This is a genomic window from Pseudarthrobacter ribosi (genome assembly GCF_055412865.1).
The window spans coordinates 53,158-71,580 of record NZ_JBVAYZ010000019.1; the positions used below are offsets into that span (position 1 = coordinate 53,158).

An 18,423-nucleotide genomic window follows, 5' to 3' on the forward strand; every position below is an offset into this window, starting at 1 on the left:
CGCTGCCCGCTAGGTACCGGGCCAGATCCGCCGCCACCACCGGCGGCGGATCTGGCCCGGTTCCTGCGCTTCCAGTTCAGCGGCGACGGCGGCGCGGGCCGCGCGGCGTTCCACCCAGCACCGCACCTCGGACTCGACGTCGCGGGTCTTGGTGACGACCGGCGGCCCGCCTTGCAGCTGCCGCCTGGCATCAATCACGCGGGCGTTGAAATCTTCCAGGAGCTGGCGAACCTGTTTTTCGGAGGGCTGCTCGTCGATCCGGGCGTCGAGCCCGGCGTCCTCTGCGCGGAGCATGATGGCCTTGGGCCCCATCCCGGTGAGATTCTCGCGCTGGATCAGGCCCTTGACCCACCAATCGGGGTCGTATTTCTCCCCCAGCCCGGGGATGGGTTTTCCGGCGTATTTAAGGTGGTCGAATTTGCCCTGCGCCATGGCATCGCGGATCAGGTATTCGGCCCTGGCGGCGTCGTCGAATTTTGCGCGCAGCTCCCGTTCCTTCTCCTCGGCAGCGGCGAGCTCCTCCTCTTCCCGGACCGTCATTCCGCTGGCCCGGAGGGAGCGGAGTTCCGCTGCACGCTCCACCCGTCGCCGGAACGACCCGCCTGACCCGCCGCTCATGGCTCCCCGCCCTTTCTTGGTTGCGCGACATAAATGCACCCTGTTTCCAGTATGCGAAGCAAAGTACCGGCGGCCAAGGACGTTAGGACGGACGTGACAGCAATCGGAATCGTCGCCGTGCAGCAGAACCCTGGGCAGCCCCGTTTCGTCGAGAGAGGTAATGCTACTCGCGCCGGCGCCCCGGGAAGGTCAGAGCGTCGGCAGCACCTGCTCGCGCACCTGCTTGCGGAGGATCTTCCCGAGCATGGAGCGCGGCATGTCAGGGATGGCAACCACCCGTTTGGGGATCTTGTAGCCGGCCAGGTGCTCGCGGCAGTGCCCGCGGAGGGCATTCTCGTGCAGGGTGGCGCCCGGTTCCAGCTCGACGGCGGCGACCACCAGTTCGCCGCCGCGCTCGAGCGGCTTGCCGACGACGGCGGCGTCCCTGACGTCCGGGTGCAGGCGCAGCACCGACTCCACTTCGGTGGGAGAGACGTTGAAACCGCCGGTGATGATGAGCTCCTTGGCCCGGTCAACGATCGTGGTGAACCCGTCCTCGTCCACGGTCACCACGTCCCCGGTCCTCAGCCAGCCGTCGGCGGTGAGGGTGTTCGCGGTTTCCTCCGGGTTGTTCCAGTAGCCCTGGAACACCTGCGGGCCCTTAACCAGCAGCTCCCCCGGCCGGCCCGGCGGCACTTCGACGGCCGGGTCGTCCAGGTCGACAACCTTCATCAGGGTCGAGGGGAACGGCACACCGATCGTGCCGTTGCGGCGCGTGGGGTGGAAGGGGTTACCCAGCGCGACCGGGGAGGACTCGGTCATGCCGTAACCTTCCACCAGCAGACCGCCGGAGACCGATTCCCACAGTTCCACCACGTGGTCCGGCAGGTTCATGGCGCCGGAGATGCAGTATTTGCAGGACCGGAGCGAGATGCCCTTCTCCTTCGCGGCCATCGCGGTGCGCTCGTAGATCGGCGGCACCGCGCAGTAGACCGTGGCGGGCGACTTCTTCATGGCGTCCAGCACCAGGTCCGGGTCGAACCTGGGGAAAAGCACCAGCAGGCCCTGCTTGCGGATGCCGTAGGTGAGGTAGAGCGTCAGGCCGAAGGCATGGAACATGGGCAGGATGGCGTAGAGAATTTCCTTGCGGTACTCGGCCCCCTGCATCCAGGCCTCACCCTGCAGGGCGTTGGAGTACAGGTTGAAATGGCTGAGCATGGCGCCTTTGGGACGGCCGGTGGTTCCCGAGGTGTATTGGATGGCGGCGAGGTCATCCACCGCGGGGCGGGGGTGTTCCGGATCGATGCGCCCGCGGCTGAGGAGGTCCTTCCACGGCGTGGTGCCCGGCGCCGGGGCCGTCAGCGCCTCGCGGGACTCACGCAGTTTCTTCAAGGGCAGGCGCAGGGCCAGGCGCTTGACGGCGGGGAACGCCGCCAGGAGGTTGACCGAAACGACATGGTCGATCTCGATGTCCGCCGGGAAGTCGCGGACGGCAGCGGCGGCCTTGTCCCAGGTGATGACGACCCTGGCCTGGTGGTCCTCGAACTGGTGGCGGAGTTCCCGGGAGGTGTACATCGGGTTGTGTTCGACCACGACGGCGCCGAGGCGCAGCACCGCGTAGAACGCGACCACGTGTTGCGGGCAGTTCGGCAGGATCAGCGCCACGCGGTCGCCGGCCCGGACGCCGAGCCGGCGCAGGCCCTCGGCTGCCCGGTCGACCTGTTCTCCGAGTTCGGTGTAACTGGTACGGCGGCCGAAGAACTCCAGCGCGGGGGCGGCGCCGGCCTCGGCCACGGACCGCTCCAGCATCGCAACAAGCGACTCCGTCGGCAGTTCGATGTCGGCCGGGACCCCCGGCTGGTAGTTCTTCACCCAGGGCTGCTGGTCAGTGTGCTCCATGCTCACATCTTGCCGTGAACCGCCTGCCCCAGCGAATTTCCGGGCGCAACCGCCCGAGCGGCCGGCCCGAGCACCGGGAGGCACCGGACTGGCAGGTCGCCGAACGAGCCGGCGTGTGCCCGACTGCGGTCAGACTGCGGACCACCCGCCGTCGGAGGCCAGGATCGCGCCGTTGACGTTCGTGCCGTCGTCGCTGAGCAGGAACGTGATCGAGGCCGCCAACTGGGCCGCGGTGGCAGGGGCCGGAATGTTCGCCCCCATCAGCGGGCCGAGGCGCTCGGCGGCGAGCTGGGAACCCCATGTGGCCTCGATGTTGGTGATGGTGGCGCCGGGGGCCACGGCGTTGAAGCGCAGGCCCTTGGGCCCGTACATCACCGAGGAGTTCTTGGTCAGGCCGACGACGGCGTGCTTGGACGCGGTGTACGCTGCGCCGGCGGCGGAACCGCGGAGGCCGGCCTCGGAGGCGACGTTGACCACGGATCCGGACCCGGCCTCGAGCATCAGCGGCACCACGGCGCGGGTCAGGCGCATGAGGGCGGTGACGTTGATCCTGAAAACCCTCTCCCAGGTGGCGTCGTCGACCTCGTGGATCGGGGCGAAGTGGTCCATGATGCCGGCGACGTTCGCGAGTGCATCGACCCTGCCGCCCGCGGCGGCGACGACGGCGGCGACCGTGTCTTCGTCGGAGATGTCACCAGCCACGGGGACCACGTCCAGGCCGCTGTAACCGGCAACCAGAGCGTCCAGCCGCTCGGGGCTGATGTCTGCGGCGATGACCCGGCCGCCTTCCTTGGCAACGCGCAGGGCCGTCGCCAGGCCGATGCCCGAACCGGCACCCGTGACGATGACGGTCTTGCCGGCGAAGCGGCCCGCCGTGATGGATCCCTGCCATAAAGCTTCGTTGCCCATGATGTCCTTCCGAACGTTTCCAGTGCTGACATTTTCCAGCTTATGACACGCTGTGTCATTATGAAAGGGTGAATACTGGTGGGATGCCCCCGCAAGATCCCAAGCCCCCAGGCGTGCGTTCCGCCGGGCGCCCAGTGACCATCGATCCGGACGCCGTCGCCAGCCTCGCGCTGCGGCTCTTCGCCGAGAACGGCTACGAGCGGACCTCGATGGAGGACATCGCCCGCGGGGCAGGCATCGGGCGCAAGAGCCTGTACCGGTATTTTTCCAGCAAGGCCGATCTCATCTGGGGCGGCATGGAACCGGTGGTTGCGGCCTCGGGGCGGGCCCTGGAAGCGGCCCTCGACGCTCGAGAAGACAGCGAGGACCTCTTGGCGGGGCTGCGCGCCGCGGCCGTCGCCGGAGTGGCCGTCATTCCCGATCTTTCGGTCTCGCGGGGGCGGCTGCGGCTGATCGCCGTGCATCCCGAGCTCGCCAGCCGGAGCTACGAGTCCCTGGCACCCCAGCGCGAGCGTGCCCGGCGGCACCTGATTGCCCTCGGCGTTCCCGAGGAAACAGCCGGCTACCTGAGCGCGGCCTATCTGGCTGCGACCTTTGAAGCGTGGATGCGGTGGGCCGCGGGCTCGGACCCGGATCCGGTGCCGTATCTGCTGGCTGCCGTCGAGGTACTGCGCGTGCCGGGGGCCTGAGCGGCTCCGCGGTCACGGTTTGACGGACCGGCCCTCAACTGTCCACAGTGAGTCAGTGCCCACCAACGCTGAAACAGGTCCCCCGCGCCCCGCGCCAACGGGCGGTCGTCCCTGGCGGCGGCAGGCCGCGGCATTGACCGGCTTTCTCGCGGTGTCCTGGGTCGTGTCGCTGCTGGGCTCCGTGCCGATCCGGATGAACGCCGGCTGGTACGCCCTGGCCGACAAAGCACCGTGGACACCGCCGGGGTGGGTCTTCAGCTCGGTGTGGCTGAGCCTCTACGCGGCCATGGCGGTAGCCGCGTGGCTGGTGTGGCGGCAGCGGCGGCTCCCCCGCAGGGCTGCGCTCAGGGTTTATGGGGTACTCCTGTTGCTGAACTTGGCCTGGCCGGTGACGTTCTTCGGCATGTACCCGATGATGGGAACCGCCGCACTGTGGCTGGCGCTGCTCGTTATTGGAGCCCACGCCGTGGCGGCCACGCTGACCGTGCTCCGCTTCGGGCCCATCAGCAGGCCTGCCGGATTGCTGATGCTGCCCTACGTTTCCTGGCTCGTGTTCTCGGCGAGCCTGAACCTGTACGCCGCTGTGAACAACTGACGGGCACGCAATGAGTGTGCGGAATACTCCCGCGGGATGGCATCCTGAGAGCATCATGACCGCACACGAAGAGGCACCCGGCACGTCACACACCGGCAGCGAGGCACCGGCCAGCGAGGTTCCGGCCGCGGGCGGCACCGGAACGGCGGTGACCCGGGCAGCCGCGGGCGCAACCCGGAGCCGCCGCGGGATCTCGGCCTGGGCCCTGGGCGGCGGGACCGAACCGGATCCGCGGTTCACGTTGGCCAACGAGCGCACGTTCCTGGCCTGGATCCGCACGTCGCTGGCGATGGTGGCCGGCGGCATCGCCGTCGAAGCCTTCACGTCGGGGCTCTTCGTCCCGGAAGTCCGCAAGACCGTCGCCGTGCTGCTGCTCCTGCTGGGGCTGGTGACCGCGGGCGGCTCGTTCTTCCGCTGGCTCAATGTGGAACGGGCCATGCGCCGCCAGGCTCCGCTGCCGCTGCCCCTGATCGCGCCGATCCTGGCAGCCGGCGGCGCCGTCGTTGCGGCCGTGCTGATCGTTTTCGTGATCGGGCGGCCGGCCTAGCCGTGGCAAAAACCAGGGCGGCGGCGCACGGCGACCCCGGACTCCAGCCCGAACGCACGGACCTCGCCTGGCGCCGGACCGCCCTGACGCTGATCACGGCGGCCTGCATCTTCCTGCGCTGGATGCCCCACTACGGCTGGTTTGTCGGCACCCTGGTGGCGGCTTCACTGCTGGTCGCCCTCGGCATCGCCCTCACCCAGCGGCGCCGCTACCACCGCGCCGCCAGCGGCATCGGCGGAGCGGCGATGCCCGCGAACGTCAGGGCGACGGCGGCCATCGCCGGCAGCGTGGTGGTGCTGGCCGGACTGGGCATCTTCACGGTGCTGTTCCTGCCGCTGCAGCATTAGGACACGCCCCCGCGGGCTCCGCTCTTGAGGTCCCGGACTGCATCGACTGCTCCGCAACGGCCGTTTTGAGGGTTCAAAAGGGCCGTTGCGGAGCAGTCGACGGGTGCGGAGGGGGGTCAGGCGGCGGTGACCTTCAGCAGCAGGGCGTGCTCCGGGTTGAGGACCGGCATGGGCAGGCCCACCTCGGCGAGGAAGCGGCCGCTGGCCGTGGCCCCGGACTCCAGCCACACCGGGGGTTGGACCTGCGTGAACGTGCGGGCGTAGTCGGCATCGCCCGGGGCCGGGAAAACCGCCTCCACCCGGTAGTCGACGTCGGCGGCGAGGCCGGGAATGCCGATCCGGCCGGGCTGCTCCGCGGGCGAGGTCCGCGTGCTGACCAGGGTGAACAGCGCCGCCGTCGAACCGGCTGCGGAGACGTCACCGGCAGCCACCACACCGTGTAGCATCAGGGACTGGTCGGCCAGGTCCGCGCGGACCATCCGGCCCGAGTGGATCAGGTCCCGGTGCTCCTTGTAGATGCCGATGAACCGCTTGAGCTCCTCGCGCTGCACGCCCTGGACCTGGCGGACGTCCCATTCCATCCCGAAGTGCCCGAACAGGGCGGTGATGGCGCGGAAGGACAGGTCATGGGTGCGGGCCGTGGTGTGCGAGGTAGTGGGCCCGACATGGCCGCCCACCAGTTCCGGCGGAACCACCAGCCCGGTCCAGCGCTGGATGCTCTGCCGCTCCAGGGCGTCGTTGCAGTCCGAGGCCCAGATGCGGTCGGTCCGTTCCAGGATGCCGAGGTCCACGCGGGCACCGCCGGAGGAACAGCTTTCAATCTCGACGCCGGGGTGCGCGGCCTTGAGCGCGTCGAAGAGCCGGTAGGCGGCGAGGGTCTGTTCGTGCACGGAGGCACGGCCGGCATGGCCGTGTTCGAGCAGGTCCCGGTTCTGGTCCCACTTGAGGTAGCTGATGTTGTTCTCGCGCAGGAGCGCATCCACGCGGTCGTAAATGTACTGCCAGGCGTCGGGGTTGACCAGGTCAATGATGTGCTGGTGCCGCCATTCCAGCGGCAGCCGCCCGCCGTCCTTGTAGCTCGCCACGGACGGACCAACAATCCACTCCGGGTGCGCCCGGACCACGTCGGAGTCCAGGTTGACCATCTCCGGCTCGACCCACAGCCCGAATTCCATCCCGCGCGAGGTCACAGCCTCGATCAGCGGGGTGAGCCCGGACGGCCACAGCGCTTCGTCCACGTACCAGTCGCCGAGTCCGGCGTGGTCGTCCCGGCGGCCGCGGAACCAGCCGTCGTCGAGCACGAAGCGCTCCACGCCGAGCTCGGCGGCGGAGTCGGCAAGTTCGATCAGCGTGGTGAGGTTGTGGTCGAAGTAGACGGCCTCCCAGGTGTTCAGCACCACCGGGCGGGGTTTGCCCGTGCCGGACAGGCCGGCGCGCGCTGCCGCGGAGGGCAGCACGTGGTGCGGCCGGTTCCGGAACCAGGCGTAGAAGGCTTCACTGATGCCGTCCAGGCCGCGGTCAGAATAGGCGGCGAACAGCGCGGGCGTTGTGTAGCTGCCGCCGGGGGCCAGGATCACCTCGGCGGCGCCGAGCAGTTCGGACCCGCCGATCATGGTGCGGCCGTCCGCGGCGCTGTCGGCGAACTGTTCATGGTTGCCGCTCCAGGCCAGGTGGGTTGCCCAGACCTTGCCGTGGCGGTTGCCGAAGCCGGCGGTTCCCGCGGCGAACAGCAGTGAGGAGTCGTGGCCGGTGCGGCCGTGCCGGCCGGTGCGCACCCACGTTCCCTGTTCGATGGCGCGCCGCTGCGGGTGCCGCTCCCGGCACCAGCGCCCGGTCAGGTCCAGGAGCTCGACGGCGTCCGGCGCGACCGGGAGCACCGTGGCCAGTTCGTCGAGCTGGTACGGCGAGGTGCCGGTGTTGGTGACAGTATGGCGCAGTTCCAGCAGGCCGCCGTCGTGCAGGGTGAGCACGGATGAAACGCGGATGCCGGCGTCGGCGTCGGCCTGGATGATGACGACGGCGCCGTCACCGTCGGGCGTTACCTCCGCCACCCGGAGCCGGACGGAGAAGTCGTAGCCGGGAACGCCGTCGGCGATCCGGTGCCCGCGCAGGGCGGGCCGGCCGCGCCAGCTGGAGGAGGCCTGCGGCAGGAGCCCGGCGGGCACGTCGGCGTCGACGGCGGAGTGCGGGACGGGGGCGCCGAGGATGGCCAGGTCGGGAAGGGAGGCGCCCAGATCGGCGCCCCAGTGGATGACCTCGGCCTCTCCGCTGTCAAAGCTGATCACCAGGCTGGTGCTGGCGGAGCGGAGGTACAGGGGTTCCATGGCGGTCTCTTTCGGTGGTTCGGGGCGCGTCCGGGACGCTCGGTATGTGGTGCGGAGGTGCGGTGGTGCGGAGCTGCAAAGGGAAATACCGGATGCCGCCGCCGCGAGGAGGTAGCGGCGGCATCCGGGGCGGACGGGCCTACTTGAAGAGGGCGTTGACCTGTTCGTTGGCCTGGGTCAGGGAGCTGGCAGGCGCCTTGCCGGACACGATGGCGTCCATGGCGGGCTCCATGATGCCCTTGACCTTCGCAGTGTTGTCCGTGATGGGGTACAGGAACGTGGTCTTGTTCTTGACGTGCTCGGTGAACGCGGTGACATCCACACCCTTGGCCTTGAAGGCCTCCGCAGCTTTGTCGGACGAGGCCTTGAGTGCGGGGAACACAACAGCCTTCGAGGCCACAACGTCCTGGCAATCGGCAGAGGCGAGGTATTCAACCCACTTGATGGCGGCGTCCTTCTTCTTGGTTCCGGCCCAGATCGAGTCGGCCAGGCCGTTGAACATAGAGGCGCGCTTGCCTTCCGGGCCCACCGGGGTGGGAGCGATGCCCACGTCGAGGCCCTTGTAGCCGGTGTACTGACCGGTCATCCACGAACCGTGGGCGTTGATCGCTGACTTGCCCGCTGCGAAGGTGTCCGCCATGCTGGCGCCCACGGTGGTTTCGAGCTTGGGCATGTAACCCTTCGCGGCCAGTCCTGCGAACCAATTCATGCTCGCCTGGAACTTGGGGTCGTCGTAGTTGTAGTGCGTGCCCCACGGGTTCTTGTCCGTGTGGGACCATCCGGTGGTGTTGGTGACGTAGCTCCATTCCGTCTGGCCGGAGGAGTCGCCGCCGCCGTTGAGGCCCAGGCCGTAGACGTCCACGTTGTTCTTGTCGAAGCCGGCCTCGTCCCCGCGCTTGCCGTTCTTGTCGACGGTCAGGTGGGCGATGACTTCCTCGTAGGTTCCGCCGTCCTCGGGGTTCCAGCTGAGGGTCTTCATCTTCTCCTCGGAGACGCCGGCGCTTGCGAGCATGGCCTTGTTGTAGAACAGCCCGATGGTGTCCCAGTCCTTCGGCAGGCCGTAGCGCTTGCCGTCCGGGCCGACCCAGAGGTCGGCGAGGCCTTCGTTGTACGCGGCCAGGTCCACGTTGTCCTTCTCGACGGCGTCGTCGATTGCCAGCAGCTGCTTGTTCTCTGCGAGCTCGCCGTAGCGTCCGAGGTGGTTGGTGAAGACGTCCGGGGCGGTGCCGCCAACAAAGCCGTTGGTGAGCGTGCTCCAGTAGTCGTCCCACCCGCGCTGCGTGATCTTGACCGTGATGTCGGCGTTGGCCTTCTGGAAGTCGTCGGCGCACTGCTGGTAGGCGGGAAGCTGGTTGGCGTCCCAGAGCCAGTAGCTGATCTCGCCCTTCGAGGACTCTGCGGAGGTGGATGAGCCGCCACAGGCGGACAGGGAGAGCGCCACAGCAGCGGCGACGGCGACGGCGCCGAGGGATTTCTTCATGGTTCTACTTTCCGTTCAGGAGGGGATGGTGCAGGAGGGATGGGTGCTTATTTGATGCCGGAGAAGCCGATGGAGTTGACGATCTTCTTGCCGAAGGCGGCGAAGAGGATGAGGACGGGCAGTGCCGAGATCAGGGTCGCGGCCATGAGGCCGGACCAGTCCGGGGCTCCCTGCGGGGACTGCGACTTGAAGACGCCGAGGCCCACCTGGAGGACGCGCACGTCATCCTGGGACCCGACGAGCAGCGGCCAGAAGTATTCGTTCCACTGGCCGATGAAGGTGAGCAGGGCCAGGGTGGCGAGGGGTGCGGCGGCGTTGGGGAGGACGATCTGGAAGAAGATCCGCAGGTGCTTGGCGCCGTCCAGCATGGCTGCTTCTTCGACCTCGCGGGACATGTTCAGGAAGAACTGGCGCAGGAAGAAGATGGCGAACGGCGTCATGAAGACGTACGGCAGGACCATGCCGAGCATCGTGTTGAGCAGGTCCAGGTTCTTGATCAGCAGGAAGTTGGGCAGGGCGGTGAAGATCGGCGGGACCAGCATGGTGCCCAGGAACAGGCTGAACACGGCGTTGCGGCCCCTCCAGCGCAGCCGGGCAAAGGCGTAGGCAGCCATCGCGCTGAAGAACACGGCACCGGCGGTGGTGATGGAGGAGAAGACGATGGAGTTCCGCAGGTACAGCCAGAAGTCGATGGCGGCACCGGAACCGCCTTCGGCGACGGCGTCGGCCGGGCTCTGCAGCCCGAAGACACGCATGAAGGCGCCGAAGGTGAAGTCCGCGGGGAGCAGGCTGGCGGATTGGGAAGCCAGGGACGAGTTGGTGGACAGCGCCGTGCGCAGTACCCAGAGGAACGGGAGGACCGAGACTGCGATGGCGAGGACCAGGAGGGCCCATGCACCCGCACGGCGGGGGTTGAAAGGACGACGGCGGCGGGCTGGGGCCGGCAGCGGTGCGCGGCTGGAGGTGGTGGTCATGCGGGACTCCTTAGTCCAGGTCCGACTCGCTGCCCTTGAGGAACTTCATCTGGATGAAGGCCACGAGAGCGAGGATGAGGAAAAGAATGACGGCGATGGCGGACCCGTACCCGAAGTCCGACTCGGTGAAGGCGCGCTGGTAGATGTAGTACTGGATGACGCGGGTGGCGTTGACCGGTCCGCCCTGGGTGGTAACGGCGACGGTGTCGAAGACCTGGAAGGAGCCGATCACGGTCACTACGAGGACCAGGACCAGGACTGGGCGCAGCAGCGGGACGGTGATCTTGCGAAAGGTCTGGAACGGTGAGGCGCCGTCCAGTTTGGCCACTTCATAGATGTGACCCGGGATGGCCTGCAGGCCGGCAAAAATCAGCAGCGCCGTGTAGCCCATGTGGCGCCAGGTGTTGATCACGGCCTGGGTGGGGATGGCCCACTCTTCACTGCCGAAGAACGCGACGCGGGGCAGGCCGGCCCACTCGATGAACTGGTTGACGACGCCGATCTGGTAGTCGAGCATCCAGAACCAGAGCAGCGCCGCGATGACGTTGGACATCAGGTACGGCAGCAGCAGGGCGCCGCGGATAAGCGTGGATTTCGCGACCTGGTGCATCAGGAGGGCCAGGCCCAGTGCCAGTGCCGTCTGCAGGGCGATGTTGATGAGGACGTACTGGCCCGTGACGGCCAGGGAGTTCCAGAAGAGCGGGTCCTTGGCGATCGCCGTGTAGTTGTCCATCCCCACCCATTCCGGGTCCCCGAGGATGTTGTACTCAGTGAAGCTCAGGTACACGCCGCGGATGGTCGGGACGACGTAGAAAAAGACGAAGCCGATCATGGCCGGGAGGATGAACAGCAGCGCGATCCGGAGGTCGCCGAGGCGACGGCCCCGGCCGGGCCGGGGCGCTTTCCCGCGGTGCAAGGGCTTGGATCCGCCAGCCACGGGATCCGGAAGTTTGGTGATGGTAGTCATCGTTGACTCTTCCTGATGGTGTGATGTGGGTAACAGCTGCAGATGAATCTACACGAGTAGATTTAGACTGGCAAGACGTAGTTCAAGCAATTACAGGGTTTTTCTTGTACCCATCAGTAACCATTGACTCGAGTAGATACACGTGGGACGCTGTTGCCGAACGCCCGCGCGGGCGCAGGCCCGGCTGTCCGGGCAGATCGGGAAGGTAACAATGACGTTTTCCATCGGAGTCGTCGGCGTCGGCCAGTTCGGCGGCCACTTCGCCCACCTCTTCAAGCTCCACCCCGGTGTCAGCAAGGTGTTCGCCGTCGACGAACGTCCCGAACGTGCCGCAGCCGCCCGCGAGCAGTGGGAGCTGGACGGCACCCTGGACAGCTTCGAGGAACTCCTGGCGTCCGACGTCGACGCCGTTTCCATCTTCACGCAGCGCTGGACCCACGGCCCACTGGTGCTGCAGGCCCTGCGGGCCGGAAAGCACGTCTATTCGGCGGTGCCCATGGCAGTCACCGAGGAGGAGATTGCCCTCATCATTGAGGCGGTCCGTGAGACCGGGCTGGTGTACGCGATGGGCGAGACCAGCTTCTACAACCCGGCCACCGTGTACGCACGGGACCAGCATGCGGCCGGCAGGTTCGGGCGGATCTTCTACGCCGAGGGCGACTACGTCCATGACATGGACCTCGGCTTCTACGAGGCGTACCAGTACAGCGGCGGCGAGCGCTGGAAGGAAACGGCCAGCTATCCGCCCATGCTCTACCCCACGCACGCCATCGGCGGTGTCCTGGGCGCCGTGCCGGCGCACGCCGTCAGCGTCAGCTGCGTCGGCGTCAAGGACGACCGCCCGGACGGAGTCTTCGACAAGGACGTCAGCATGTTCGGAAACGATCTCTCCAACGCCACGGCGCTCTTCGAGCTGAACGACGGCGGTGTTATGCGCACAAACGAGATGCGCCGCGTGGGCTATCCCTCGCACATCCGCGAATCCCGCTTCCGCTTTTTCGGGACCGAGGCGAGCTTCGAACAGCTCGCCACCGTCAGCGTGTGGCAGGACAAAAAGGACGTCCACGACATCTCGGCCCAGCTGGAAACGCGGCCCAGCATTCCGCTGGACGATCCGTCCCTGGCCGACGTCGCCCCCGAACTCCGGGACGCCTTTGTCTCCGGGCTGGCGCCGGTGCACCACAGCGGCAGGCTCCCGGAGGAGTTTCGCGGCGCGCCGAACGGGCACGACGGGAGCCACCAGTTCCTCGTGGACGACTTCGTCACCGCGGTCAACAGCGGGTCCATCCCGCCGGTCAACGCTTGGGTGGCGGCACGCTTCACGCTGCCCGGAATCGTGGCGCATGCTTCGGCCCAGCGCAACGGAGAACGCCTGCCCATCCGCGATTTCGGCGATGCGCCGTCCGCAGCTAGCTAGCATGTACTCCATGACGACTTCGGCAGTGCACACCCCCCGCGGCCCGGTGACCCGCAAGGACGTCGCCCGCTACGCCGGCGTGAGCACCGCCGTCGTCAGTTATGTAGTCAACGGCGGGCCCAAGAAAGTGGCCCCCGCGACCGAGGCCAAGGTCCAGGACGCCATCCGCATCCTGGGCTACCGCCCCAATGCGGCTGCCCGGGCGCTGAAGCTGGGGTCCAGCGAAACCATCGGCCTGGTCATTCCGGACAACTCCAACCCGTTCTTCTCGCTGCTGGCACACGCCGTGGAGGACGCCGCCGCGGAGCTCGGCTATGCGCTGCTGCTGACCAATTCGGACGGCAACCTGGCGAAGGAACGCCGCAACATCCGCAACCTCGCCTCGCGCCAGGTGGACGGCGTGGTGCTCGCCAGCGTGCTCTTTGAACCGGACCTCGAGGCCCTCGAATCGGCCGACATCCCCGCGGTGCTCCTGAACCACGGGGGCCAGGCGCCCGGCTTCAACAGCGTGGGGGTGGACCTGGCCTCCGGCGCCACCACCGCGGTGGAGCACCTGATCGGCCACGGGCACACCAACATTGCCCTGGCCATGGGCACAAACGTGGGCAATGACTTCGACCTCCGCGAGCAGGGCTGGCTGCAGGCACTCACCACTGCCGGGCTGCCGGAGGGTCAGATTTTCCGGGGGGCGTTCAGCCGCGAGGGCGGCTACACCGTGGGACGCCGGCTGGTGGCCGCGGCGAACCGGCCCACGGCCATCTTTGCCAGTTCGGATATGCAGGCCATCGGCATCCTGCGCGCCATCCACGAAGCGGGGCTCACCGTGCCCGGCGATATCGCCCTGACGTCCTTCGACGGCGCCGCGGAGGCTGAATACAGCTGGCCTGCGCTGACCACGGTGGAGCAGCCGGTCCGGGTAATGGCCGAGGCGGCGGTCAATGCCCTGGTGGGTGCGGCCCGCGGCCACGCCCCGGAACACCGGATCTTCCCCACGGAACTGCGGATCCGGCAGTCCTGCGGCTGCGAAGTTCCCGCCTAACCCTCATCGACTGCTCCGCAACGGCCGTTTTGAGGGGTCAAAAGGGCCGTTGCGGAGCAATCGATGTCAGGAAACCCGTTCCGCCCCGGCGGCCGGCGTGACCGTGAAGATGTCCGGTGCGGTGAAGCCGGCATCCGCGAAGGCGCGGACGACGGCGTCGCGGACCCGTTGCTCGTCCTGCACCGGGGTGAGGGCGATCGCCGAGCCGCCGAAGCCGCCGCCGGTCATGCGCGCGCCGATGGCGCCGTGGCGGCGGGCGGTGTCCACGGCGAGGTCCAGCTCGGGACAGGAGATCTCGAAATCGTCCCGCATGGAGGCGTGGCTGGCATCGAGCAGGGGCCCGATGTGCGCCGGGCCCTGGGACCGGAGAGTGTCCACGGCCTGCAATACCCGGTCGTTTTCCGTGACGATGTGCCGGACCCGGCGGAAGGTCACCGGATCGAGCAGCCGGGCGGCTTCCCCGAGGTCCGCGACGGCGACATCCCGCAGCGCCGTGGCGCCCAGTACCCCGGCGCCGAGCTCGCAGGACGCCCGGCGGGAGGCGTAGCCGCCGTCGGCGTGCGAATGCGAGACCTTCGTGTCGATGACCAGCAGCACGAGTCCGGCCTTCAGCGCCTCGAACGGGACGAGTTGAACGGACTGGTCCCGGCAGTCGAGGAAGACCGCATGGCCGCCGGCCCCGCGCAGCGACGCCGACTGGTCCATGATGCCCGTCGGGGCGCCGACGAAGCCGTTTTCTGCATGCTGGGTGAGCGTGACCATCTCCTCGGCGGTCAGTCCGGCGCCGGTGAGGTCGTTCAGGGCTGTCACGACGGCGCATTCGATGGCGTGCGAGGAGGACAGCCCCGCCCCGAGCGGGACGTCGGAGTCGAGGAGAAGATCGAAGCCCGGGACCTCGATGCCGCGCTGCTGCAGCGCCCAGACCACACCCAGCGGGTACTTGGCCCAGCCGGTCACGCCGCCCGGGGCCAGGGCCGCGGAGTCGGCCTGCACGATGCCCTCGCCGCCGGAGGTGGACAGCAGCCGGACGGTGGAGTCCCCGCGCGGCCGGACCGCCGTCGTCGCCCGCTTGTCGATGGCGAAGGGCAGGACGAAGCCCTCGTTGTAGTCGGTGTGCTCCCCGATCAGGTTCACCCGGCCGGGGGCGGCCCAGACGCCGGCCGGGGCCGCGCCGAAGGTGGCCTCGAAAAGGCTGATCAGGCTGTCCGCCAGGCCGCCGGTCCCGGCGTCGGTGCGGGTGGTGGTGTTCATGCGGGGGCGCCTTCCGGGCTCAGCGTGGGGCGGTTTGCGGCGCCGGCCGGTGCAGCGGCGCGTTCACCGGCGCCGTCACTGGCCACTTCCCGCAGCCTGGCCGCGACGGATTCGGGTGTGGTGTCGTTGATGAACGCGCCCATGGCCGCTTCGGAGCCGGCCAGGTACTTGAGCTTGTCCGCGGCGCGGCGGGGCGAGGTCAGCTGCAGGTGCAGGTGGCCGGCCCGGCGCAGGGCCGGCTCCAGCGGGGCCTGGTGCCAGGCCGCGATGTAGGGGGTGGGCGTGGGGTACAGGGCGTCGAAGCGCTTCAGGAGTTCGGGGTAGAGCTGTGCCAGTTCGTCGCGCTCGGCCCCGTTCAGCGCGGCGAGGTCCGGGACCTGGCGGTGCGGGACGAGGTGGACTTCCAGTGGCCAGCGTGACGCGAAGGGGACGTAGGCGCTGAAGTGTTCGCCCTCGAGCACCATGCGGCTGCCGTCGCCGCGCTCGGCCCGGAGCAGGGAGGACGTGAGGGTCGCCGTGCCGTCCGAGGTCTCGAAGTGGTCGCCGGCCGCGGCGGCCAGGACCGCGGCGCGGGGCGTGACGTACGGGTAGGCGTAGATCTGGCCGTGCGGGTGGTGCAGGGTGACGCCGATGTCCGCGCCCCGGTTTTCGAACGGGAAGACCTGCTGGATGCCGGGCAGCGCGCTGAGCGCCTCCGTGCGGTGGGCCCAGGCGTCGATCACCGTGCGGGTGCGGCGCCAGCCCAGTTCGGCGAAGGATCCGGTGTGCTGCGGGGTGAAGGCGACCACTTCGCAGCGGCCGACGGCGGGCGCGGTGGTCCCCCAGCCCGGCGCGGCGGGGATGTCCTTCGCGTCCGGTCCGAGGGAGGGGAAGCGGTTCTCGAAGACCGCGACGTCGTAGTCCGGCGCCGGGATTTCGGTCTGGTTGGCCGGCGTCGTCGGGCAGATCGGGCACTGGTCCGCCGGCGGTAGGTGCGTTCGGGACTGCCGGTGCGCCGCGACGGCCACCCATTCGCGACTGAGCGCGTCGAAGCGCAGCTGGCCCGGTTCCGGGCGGGCGGGCAGCTCGCGGTGGTCCACGAGGGATGCCGCGGGCCGCTCGGCGGAGCCGGCGTCGTCAAAGTAGAGGATCTCGCGGCCGTCGGCCAGCCGGGTCATCGTGGTTCGCGTCATGGTTCCAGTTGTACACGAGAAAACATTTTCAAACAATAGAGAACAAAATGAAGCAGAAAGTATGTGCTTTTGCCGTGCGTGGACGTTAGGATATGCAGGAGGAAGCCTGCGCAGGCGCCGTCCACTCCCCGTTTTCCGACCGGCCCACCCCGAAGGACGCAGAATGCTAGCCGCAGCCCGCCACTCCGCCATCATCGCTGAGGTCCAGCGCGAGCGGATTGTCCGCGTCGCGGACCTTGCACAGATGCTGGGCGTGTCCCTCATGACCGTCCGGCGGGACATCGAGGCGCTGGATGCGGCGGGTGCTGTGGAGAAGATCCACGGCGGGGCCAAGCTGCCCGGTGGCGTGAGCACGCACGAGCCCGGCTTCGAGCTGAAGGTGACCCAGCTGCAGGACGAGAAGATGGCGATCGCCCACGAGGCCGCCGCCCAGGTGCGCGAGGGCATGGCGGTGGGGCTCAGCGCGGGCACTACCACCTGGGCGCTGGCGCAGCTGCTGTCCGCGGGGCCCCGGATCACCGTGGTGACCAATTCGGTGCGCGTCGCCGATGTCTTCCACCAGAGCTCGTCCCCGTCCACCGTGATCCTGACGGGCGGCGAACGCACGCCCTCGGATGCCCTGGTGGGGCCGCTGGCCACCTCGGCCCTCAAACAGCTGCACCTGGACGTCCTGTTTCTGGGCGTCCACGGCGTCGATGCCGACGCGGGGTTTACCACGCCCAACGTGCTGGAAGCCGAGACGGACCGGGCCTTCGTGGCCGCGGCCCGCCGGGTGGTGGTGCTGGCCGACCACACGAAGTGGGGCACCTTCGGCATCAGCACCATTGCCGGACTGGAGGAGGCGGACGAGCTCATCAGCGATCAGGGCCTGCCCGGCGAGGCCCGCCGGATCCTGGGTGAGCGCGTGGGCCGGCTGCGGCTGGCGGGCGGCGGGGCCGCGGGCAAGGCCCCGTAACCGGCCCGTCAGGACTGACCCGCGCTACAGGCTAGGCTTGACATCATGACGTTGGGGGACGCTATGAACGAACCGCTGCCCGGGCACTTAAGCCCGATCACCAGGCCGCGAGGCCGCGCTCCGGCGCCGGTACCACCGCGACACCGGTCTTGAACCCTCTGGTGCTGCAGGCTCTGATCGAACACGTCGGGAGTACTGCCGCAGCCAGGTTCGCGCATGATTACCTCAACCTGCTCGGGGACCGCCTCACCCAGGTGAACGCAGCCCTGGGCCTGGCTGATCCGGTGTCCGCCCTGAATGCCGTTCTCATCCTCAAGGCAAGCTCGGCCATGCTCGGAGCGGAGCAGATGACCCTTTATTGCGAAGGTCTTGAGGTGGAACTCCGCGGACATCGGATTCCCCGTGCCGGTGCACTCCCCCGGCTCGCTGGCGATTTCACGGCAGCCCTGGCGGGCGCGATAGCGGAGCCGTTTCCCAGCGAACCTATGGGTTCGACGCCCGTACCCTAGACGGCGGATGCGGTCACCCGCGTTCCCGGTGTCAGCCAGGGAGCCTTGACGGCTGGCGCATGGATCCGAATAGTTTGGGGCATGGCAACTAGGATCTCGGATACCCAGTTCTCATCGGACGACGGCGTGGCGGACTGGCGGGTGCTCTTCTGGGGTGCGAAGACGCTATTTGAAACCGGAGACTTCGGCACAGGCGCAAGGCTGGTTGCCGCGATCGCGGAGATCGCGCAATCCCTCGGCCACGCCCCACTCGTGGATCTGCGGCCGGACACCGTCACCGTTCAGGTGATCACGCCGGGGGTGGGCCTCAGCGACGTCGACCTCGAGCTGGCCCGCCGCATCTCCAGCGCCGCTGCCCAGCTCGGATTGACGGCGGACCCCTCCGCGGTCCAACATGTACAACTCGCCTTCGACGCGGCCGACCGCCCGGCCGTCATGGACTTCTGGCGTGCGGCGCTTGGCTACGTCCCCATCGGTGACGAGGACCTCGTCGAGCCCAATCTCATCGGACCGCCGGCATGGTTCCAGGACAAGGAGCACGTGCCGCCGCGCAACCGCATCCACATCGATGTGTCTGTCCCGCACGACCAGGCCCAGGGCCGCATCGATGCGGTCATCGCGGCGGGTGGCCGGGTCCTGGGCGACCGGTACGCGCCGGCCTGGGTATCACTCATCGACCCCGAGGGGAACGTCGTCGACATCGCGACCTGGCAGGGGCGGGACTGACCCCGCGGGGACACCGGGATCAGTGC

Annotated in this window: 18 protein-coding genes; 9 read left to right on the forward strand and 9 right to left on the reverse strand. The window is 68.4% G+C overall.

Going from position 1 to position 18,423, the window contains the following annotated elements:
• Positions 1-9: 9 nt before the first annotated feature.
• The 3 genes from ACZYZ5_RS16345 to ACZYZ5_RS16355 form a co-directional block, all read right to left on the reverse strand.
• A complete protein-coding gene (locus ACZYZ5_RS16345) occupies positions 10-618 on the reverse strand; it encodes a DnaJ family domain-containing protein (protein ID WP_463903095.1) in 609 nt (202 codons plus the stop codon).
• Between the two features lie 189 nt (positions 619-807).
• The gene (locus ACZYZ5_RS16350; RefSeq protein ID WP_463903096.1) at positions 808-2,496 is read right to left on the reverse strand and encodes a long-chain-fatty-acid--CoA ligase; all 1,689 of its coding nucleotides are present in this window, start codon (positions 2,494-2,496) and stop codon (positions 808-810) included.
• A 129-nt stretch (positions 2,497-2,625) separates the two neighbouring features.
• The gene (locus ACZYZ5_RS16355; protein ID WP_463903097.1) at positions 2,626-3,405 is read right to left on the reverse strand and encodes an SDR family NAD(P)-dependent oxidoreductase; all 780 of its coding nucleotides are present in this window, start codon (positions 3,403-3,405) and stop codon (positions 2,626-2,628) included.
• A gap of 83 nt (positions 3,406-3,488) precedes the next feature.
• Between ACZYZ5_RS16355 and ACZYZ5_RS16360 the strand changes: the two genes are divergently transcribed.
• The 4 genes from ACZYZ5_RS16360 to ACZYZ5_RS16375 all read left to right on the forward strand — a co-directional run bounded on the left by ACZYZ5_RS16360 (position 3,489) and on the right by ACZYZ5_RS16375 (position 5,583).
• On the forward strand, positions 3,489-4,094 hold the full coding sequence (locus ACZYZ5_RS16360; RefSeq protein ID WP_463903099.1) for a TetR/AcrR family transcriptional regulator: 606 nt from the start codon (positions 3,489-3,491) through the stop codon (positions 4,092-4,094).
• A gap of 133 nt (positions 4,095-4,227) precedes the next feature.
• The gene (locus ACZYZ5_RS16365) at positions 4,228-4,689 is read left to right on the forward strand and encodes a TspO/MBR family protein (RefSeq protein WP_463903100.1); all 462 of its coding nucleotides are present in this window, start codon (positions 4,228-4,230) and stop codon (positions 4,687-4,689) included.
• Positions 4,690-4,744: 55 nt separating this feature from the next.
• A complete protein-coding gene (locus ACZYZ5_RS16370; RefSeq protein ID WP_463903101.1) occupies positions 4,745-5,236 on the forward strand; it encodes a YidH family protein in 492 nt (163 codons plus the stop codon).
• A 2-nt stretch (positions 5,237-5,238) separates the two neighbouring features.
• Positions 5,239-5,583: a DUF202 domain-containing protein gene (locus ACZYZ5_RS16375; protein ID WP_463903102.1), complete on the forward strand. Its 345-nt coding sequence runs from the start codon at positions 5,239-5,241 to the stop codon at positions 5,581-5,583.
• A gap of 116 nt (positions 5,584-5,699) precedes the next feature.
• Here the strand turns inward: ACZYZ5_RS16375 and ACZYZ5_RS16380 are convergent, their stop codons facing one another.
• From ACZYZ5_RS16380 to ACZYZ5_RS16395, 4 genes are all read right to left on the reverse strand, one after another.
• Positions 5,700-7,907 (reverse strand): alpha-galactosidase, encoded by a 2,208-nt coding sequence (locus ACZYZ5_RS16380; protein ID WP_463903104.1) that lies wholly within the window; start codon positions 7,905-7,907, stop codon positions 5,700-5,702.
• Between the two features lie 139 nt (positions 7,908-8,046).
• Entirely contained in the window at positions 8,047-9,387 is a 1,341-nt protein-coding gene (locus ACZYZ5_RS16385) for an ABC transporter substrate-binding protein (RefSeq protein WP_463903105.1), read from the reverse strand.
• 47 nt (positions 9,388-9,434) lie between these two features.
• The gene (locus tag ACZYZ5_RS16390; RefSeq protein ID WP_463903106.1) at positions 9,435-10,361 is read right to left on the reverse strand and encodes a carbohydrate ABC transporter permease; all 927 of its coding nucleotides are present in this window, start codon (positions 10,359-10,361) and stop codon (positions 9,435-9,437) included.
• Between the two features lie 10 nt (positions 10,362-10,371).
• Entirely contained in the window at positions 10,372-11,328 is a 957-nt protein-coding gene (locus ACZYZ5_RS16395; RefSeq protein ID WP_463903107.1) for a carbohydrate ABC transporter permease, read from the reverse strand.
• Positions 11,329-11,539: 211 nt separating this feature from the next.
• On the opposite strand from ACZYZ5_RS16395, the gene ACZYZ5_RS16400 reads away from it, so the two are divergent.
• Together ACZYZ5_RS16400 and ACZYZ5_RS16405 are read left to right on the forward strand one after the other, a co-directional pair.
• Positions 11,540-12,745: a Gfo/Idh/MocA family protein gene (locus ACZYZ5_RS16400; RefSeq protein WP_463903109.1), complete on the forward strand. Its 1,206-nt coding sequence runs from the start codon at positions 11,540-11,542 to the stop codon at positions 12,743-12,745.
• A gap of 1 nt (position 12,746) precedes the next feature.
• Complete coding sequence (locus ACZYZ5_RS16405) at positions 12,747-13,784, forward strand: LacI family DNA-binding transcriptional regulator (RefSeq protein WP_463903111.1); 1,038 nt, start codon at positions 12,747-12,749, stop codon at positions 13,782-13,784.
• Between the two features lie 66 nt (positions 13,785-13,850).
• Here the strand turns inward: ACZYZ5_RS16405 and galK are convergent, their stop codons facing one another.
• Together galK and galT are read right to left on the reverse strand one after the other, a co-directional pair.
• Positions 13,851-15,035, reverse strand: a complete 1,185-nt coding sequence (gene galK / locus ACZYZ5_RS16410) for a galactokinase (RefSeq protein WP_463903112.1) — start codon at positions 15,033-15,035, stop codon at positions 13,851-13,853.
• Positions 15,032-16,207, reverse strand: coding sequence for a galactose-1-phosphate uridylyltransferase (galT, locus tag ACZYZ5_RS16415; protein ID WP_463903113.1), 1,176 nt, complete (start codon positions 16,205-16,207; stop codon positions 15,032-15,034). Before galT ends, galK begins: the two co-directional genes overlap by 4 nt.
• Before the next feature lie 163 nt (positions 16,208-16,370).
• Here galT and ACZYZ5_RS16420 point away from each other — a divergent pair, with 163 nt between their 5' ends.
• The 3 genes from ACZYZ5_RS16420 (at position 16,371) to ACZYZ5_RS16430 (ending at position 18,397) form a co-directional block, all read left to right on the forward strand.
• A complete protein-coding gene (locus ACZYZ5_RS16420) occupies positions 16,371-17,162 on the forward strand; it encodes a DeoR/GlpR family DNA-binding transcription regulator (protein ID WP_463903115.1) in 792 nt (263 codons plus the stop codon).
• 161 nt (positions 17,163-17,323) lie between these two features.
• Positions 17,324-17,671 (forward strand): hypothetical protein, encoded by a 348-nt coding sequence (locus ACZYZ5_RS16425; protein WP_463903117.1) that lies wholly within the window; start codon positions 17,324-17,326, stop codon positions 17,669-17,671.
• An 81-nt stretch (positions 17,672-17,752) separates the two neighbouring features.
• On the forward strand, positions 17,753-18,397 hold the full coding sequence (locus ACZYZ5_RS16430) for a 4a-hydroxytetrahydrobiopterin dehydratase (RefSeq protein WP_463903119.1): 645 nt from the start codon (positions 17,753-17,755) through the stop codon (positions 18,395-18,397).
• Positions 18,398-18,423: the final 26 nt, after the last annotated feature.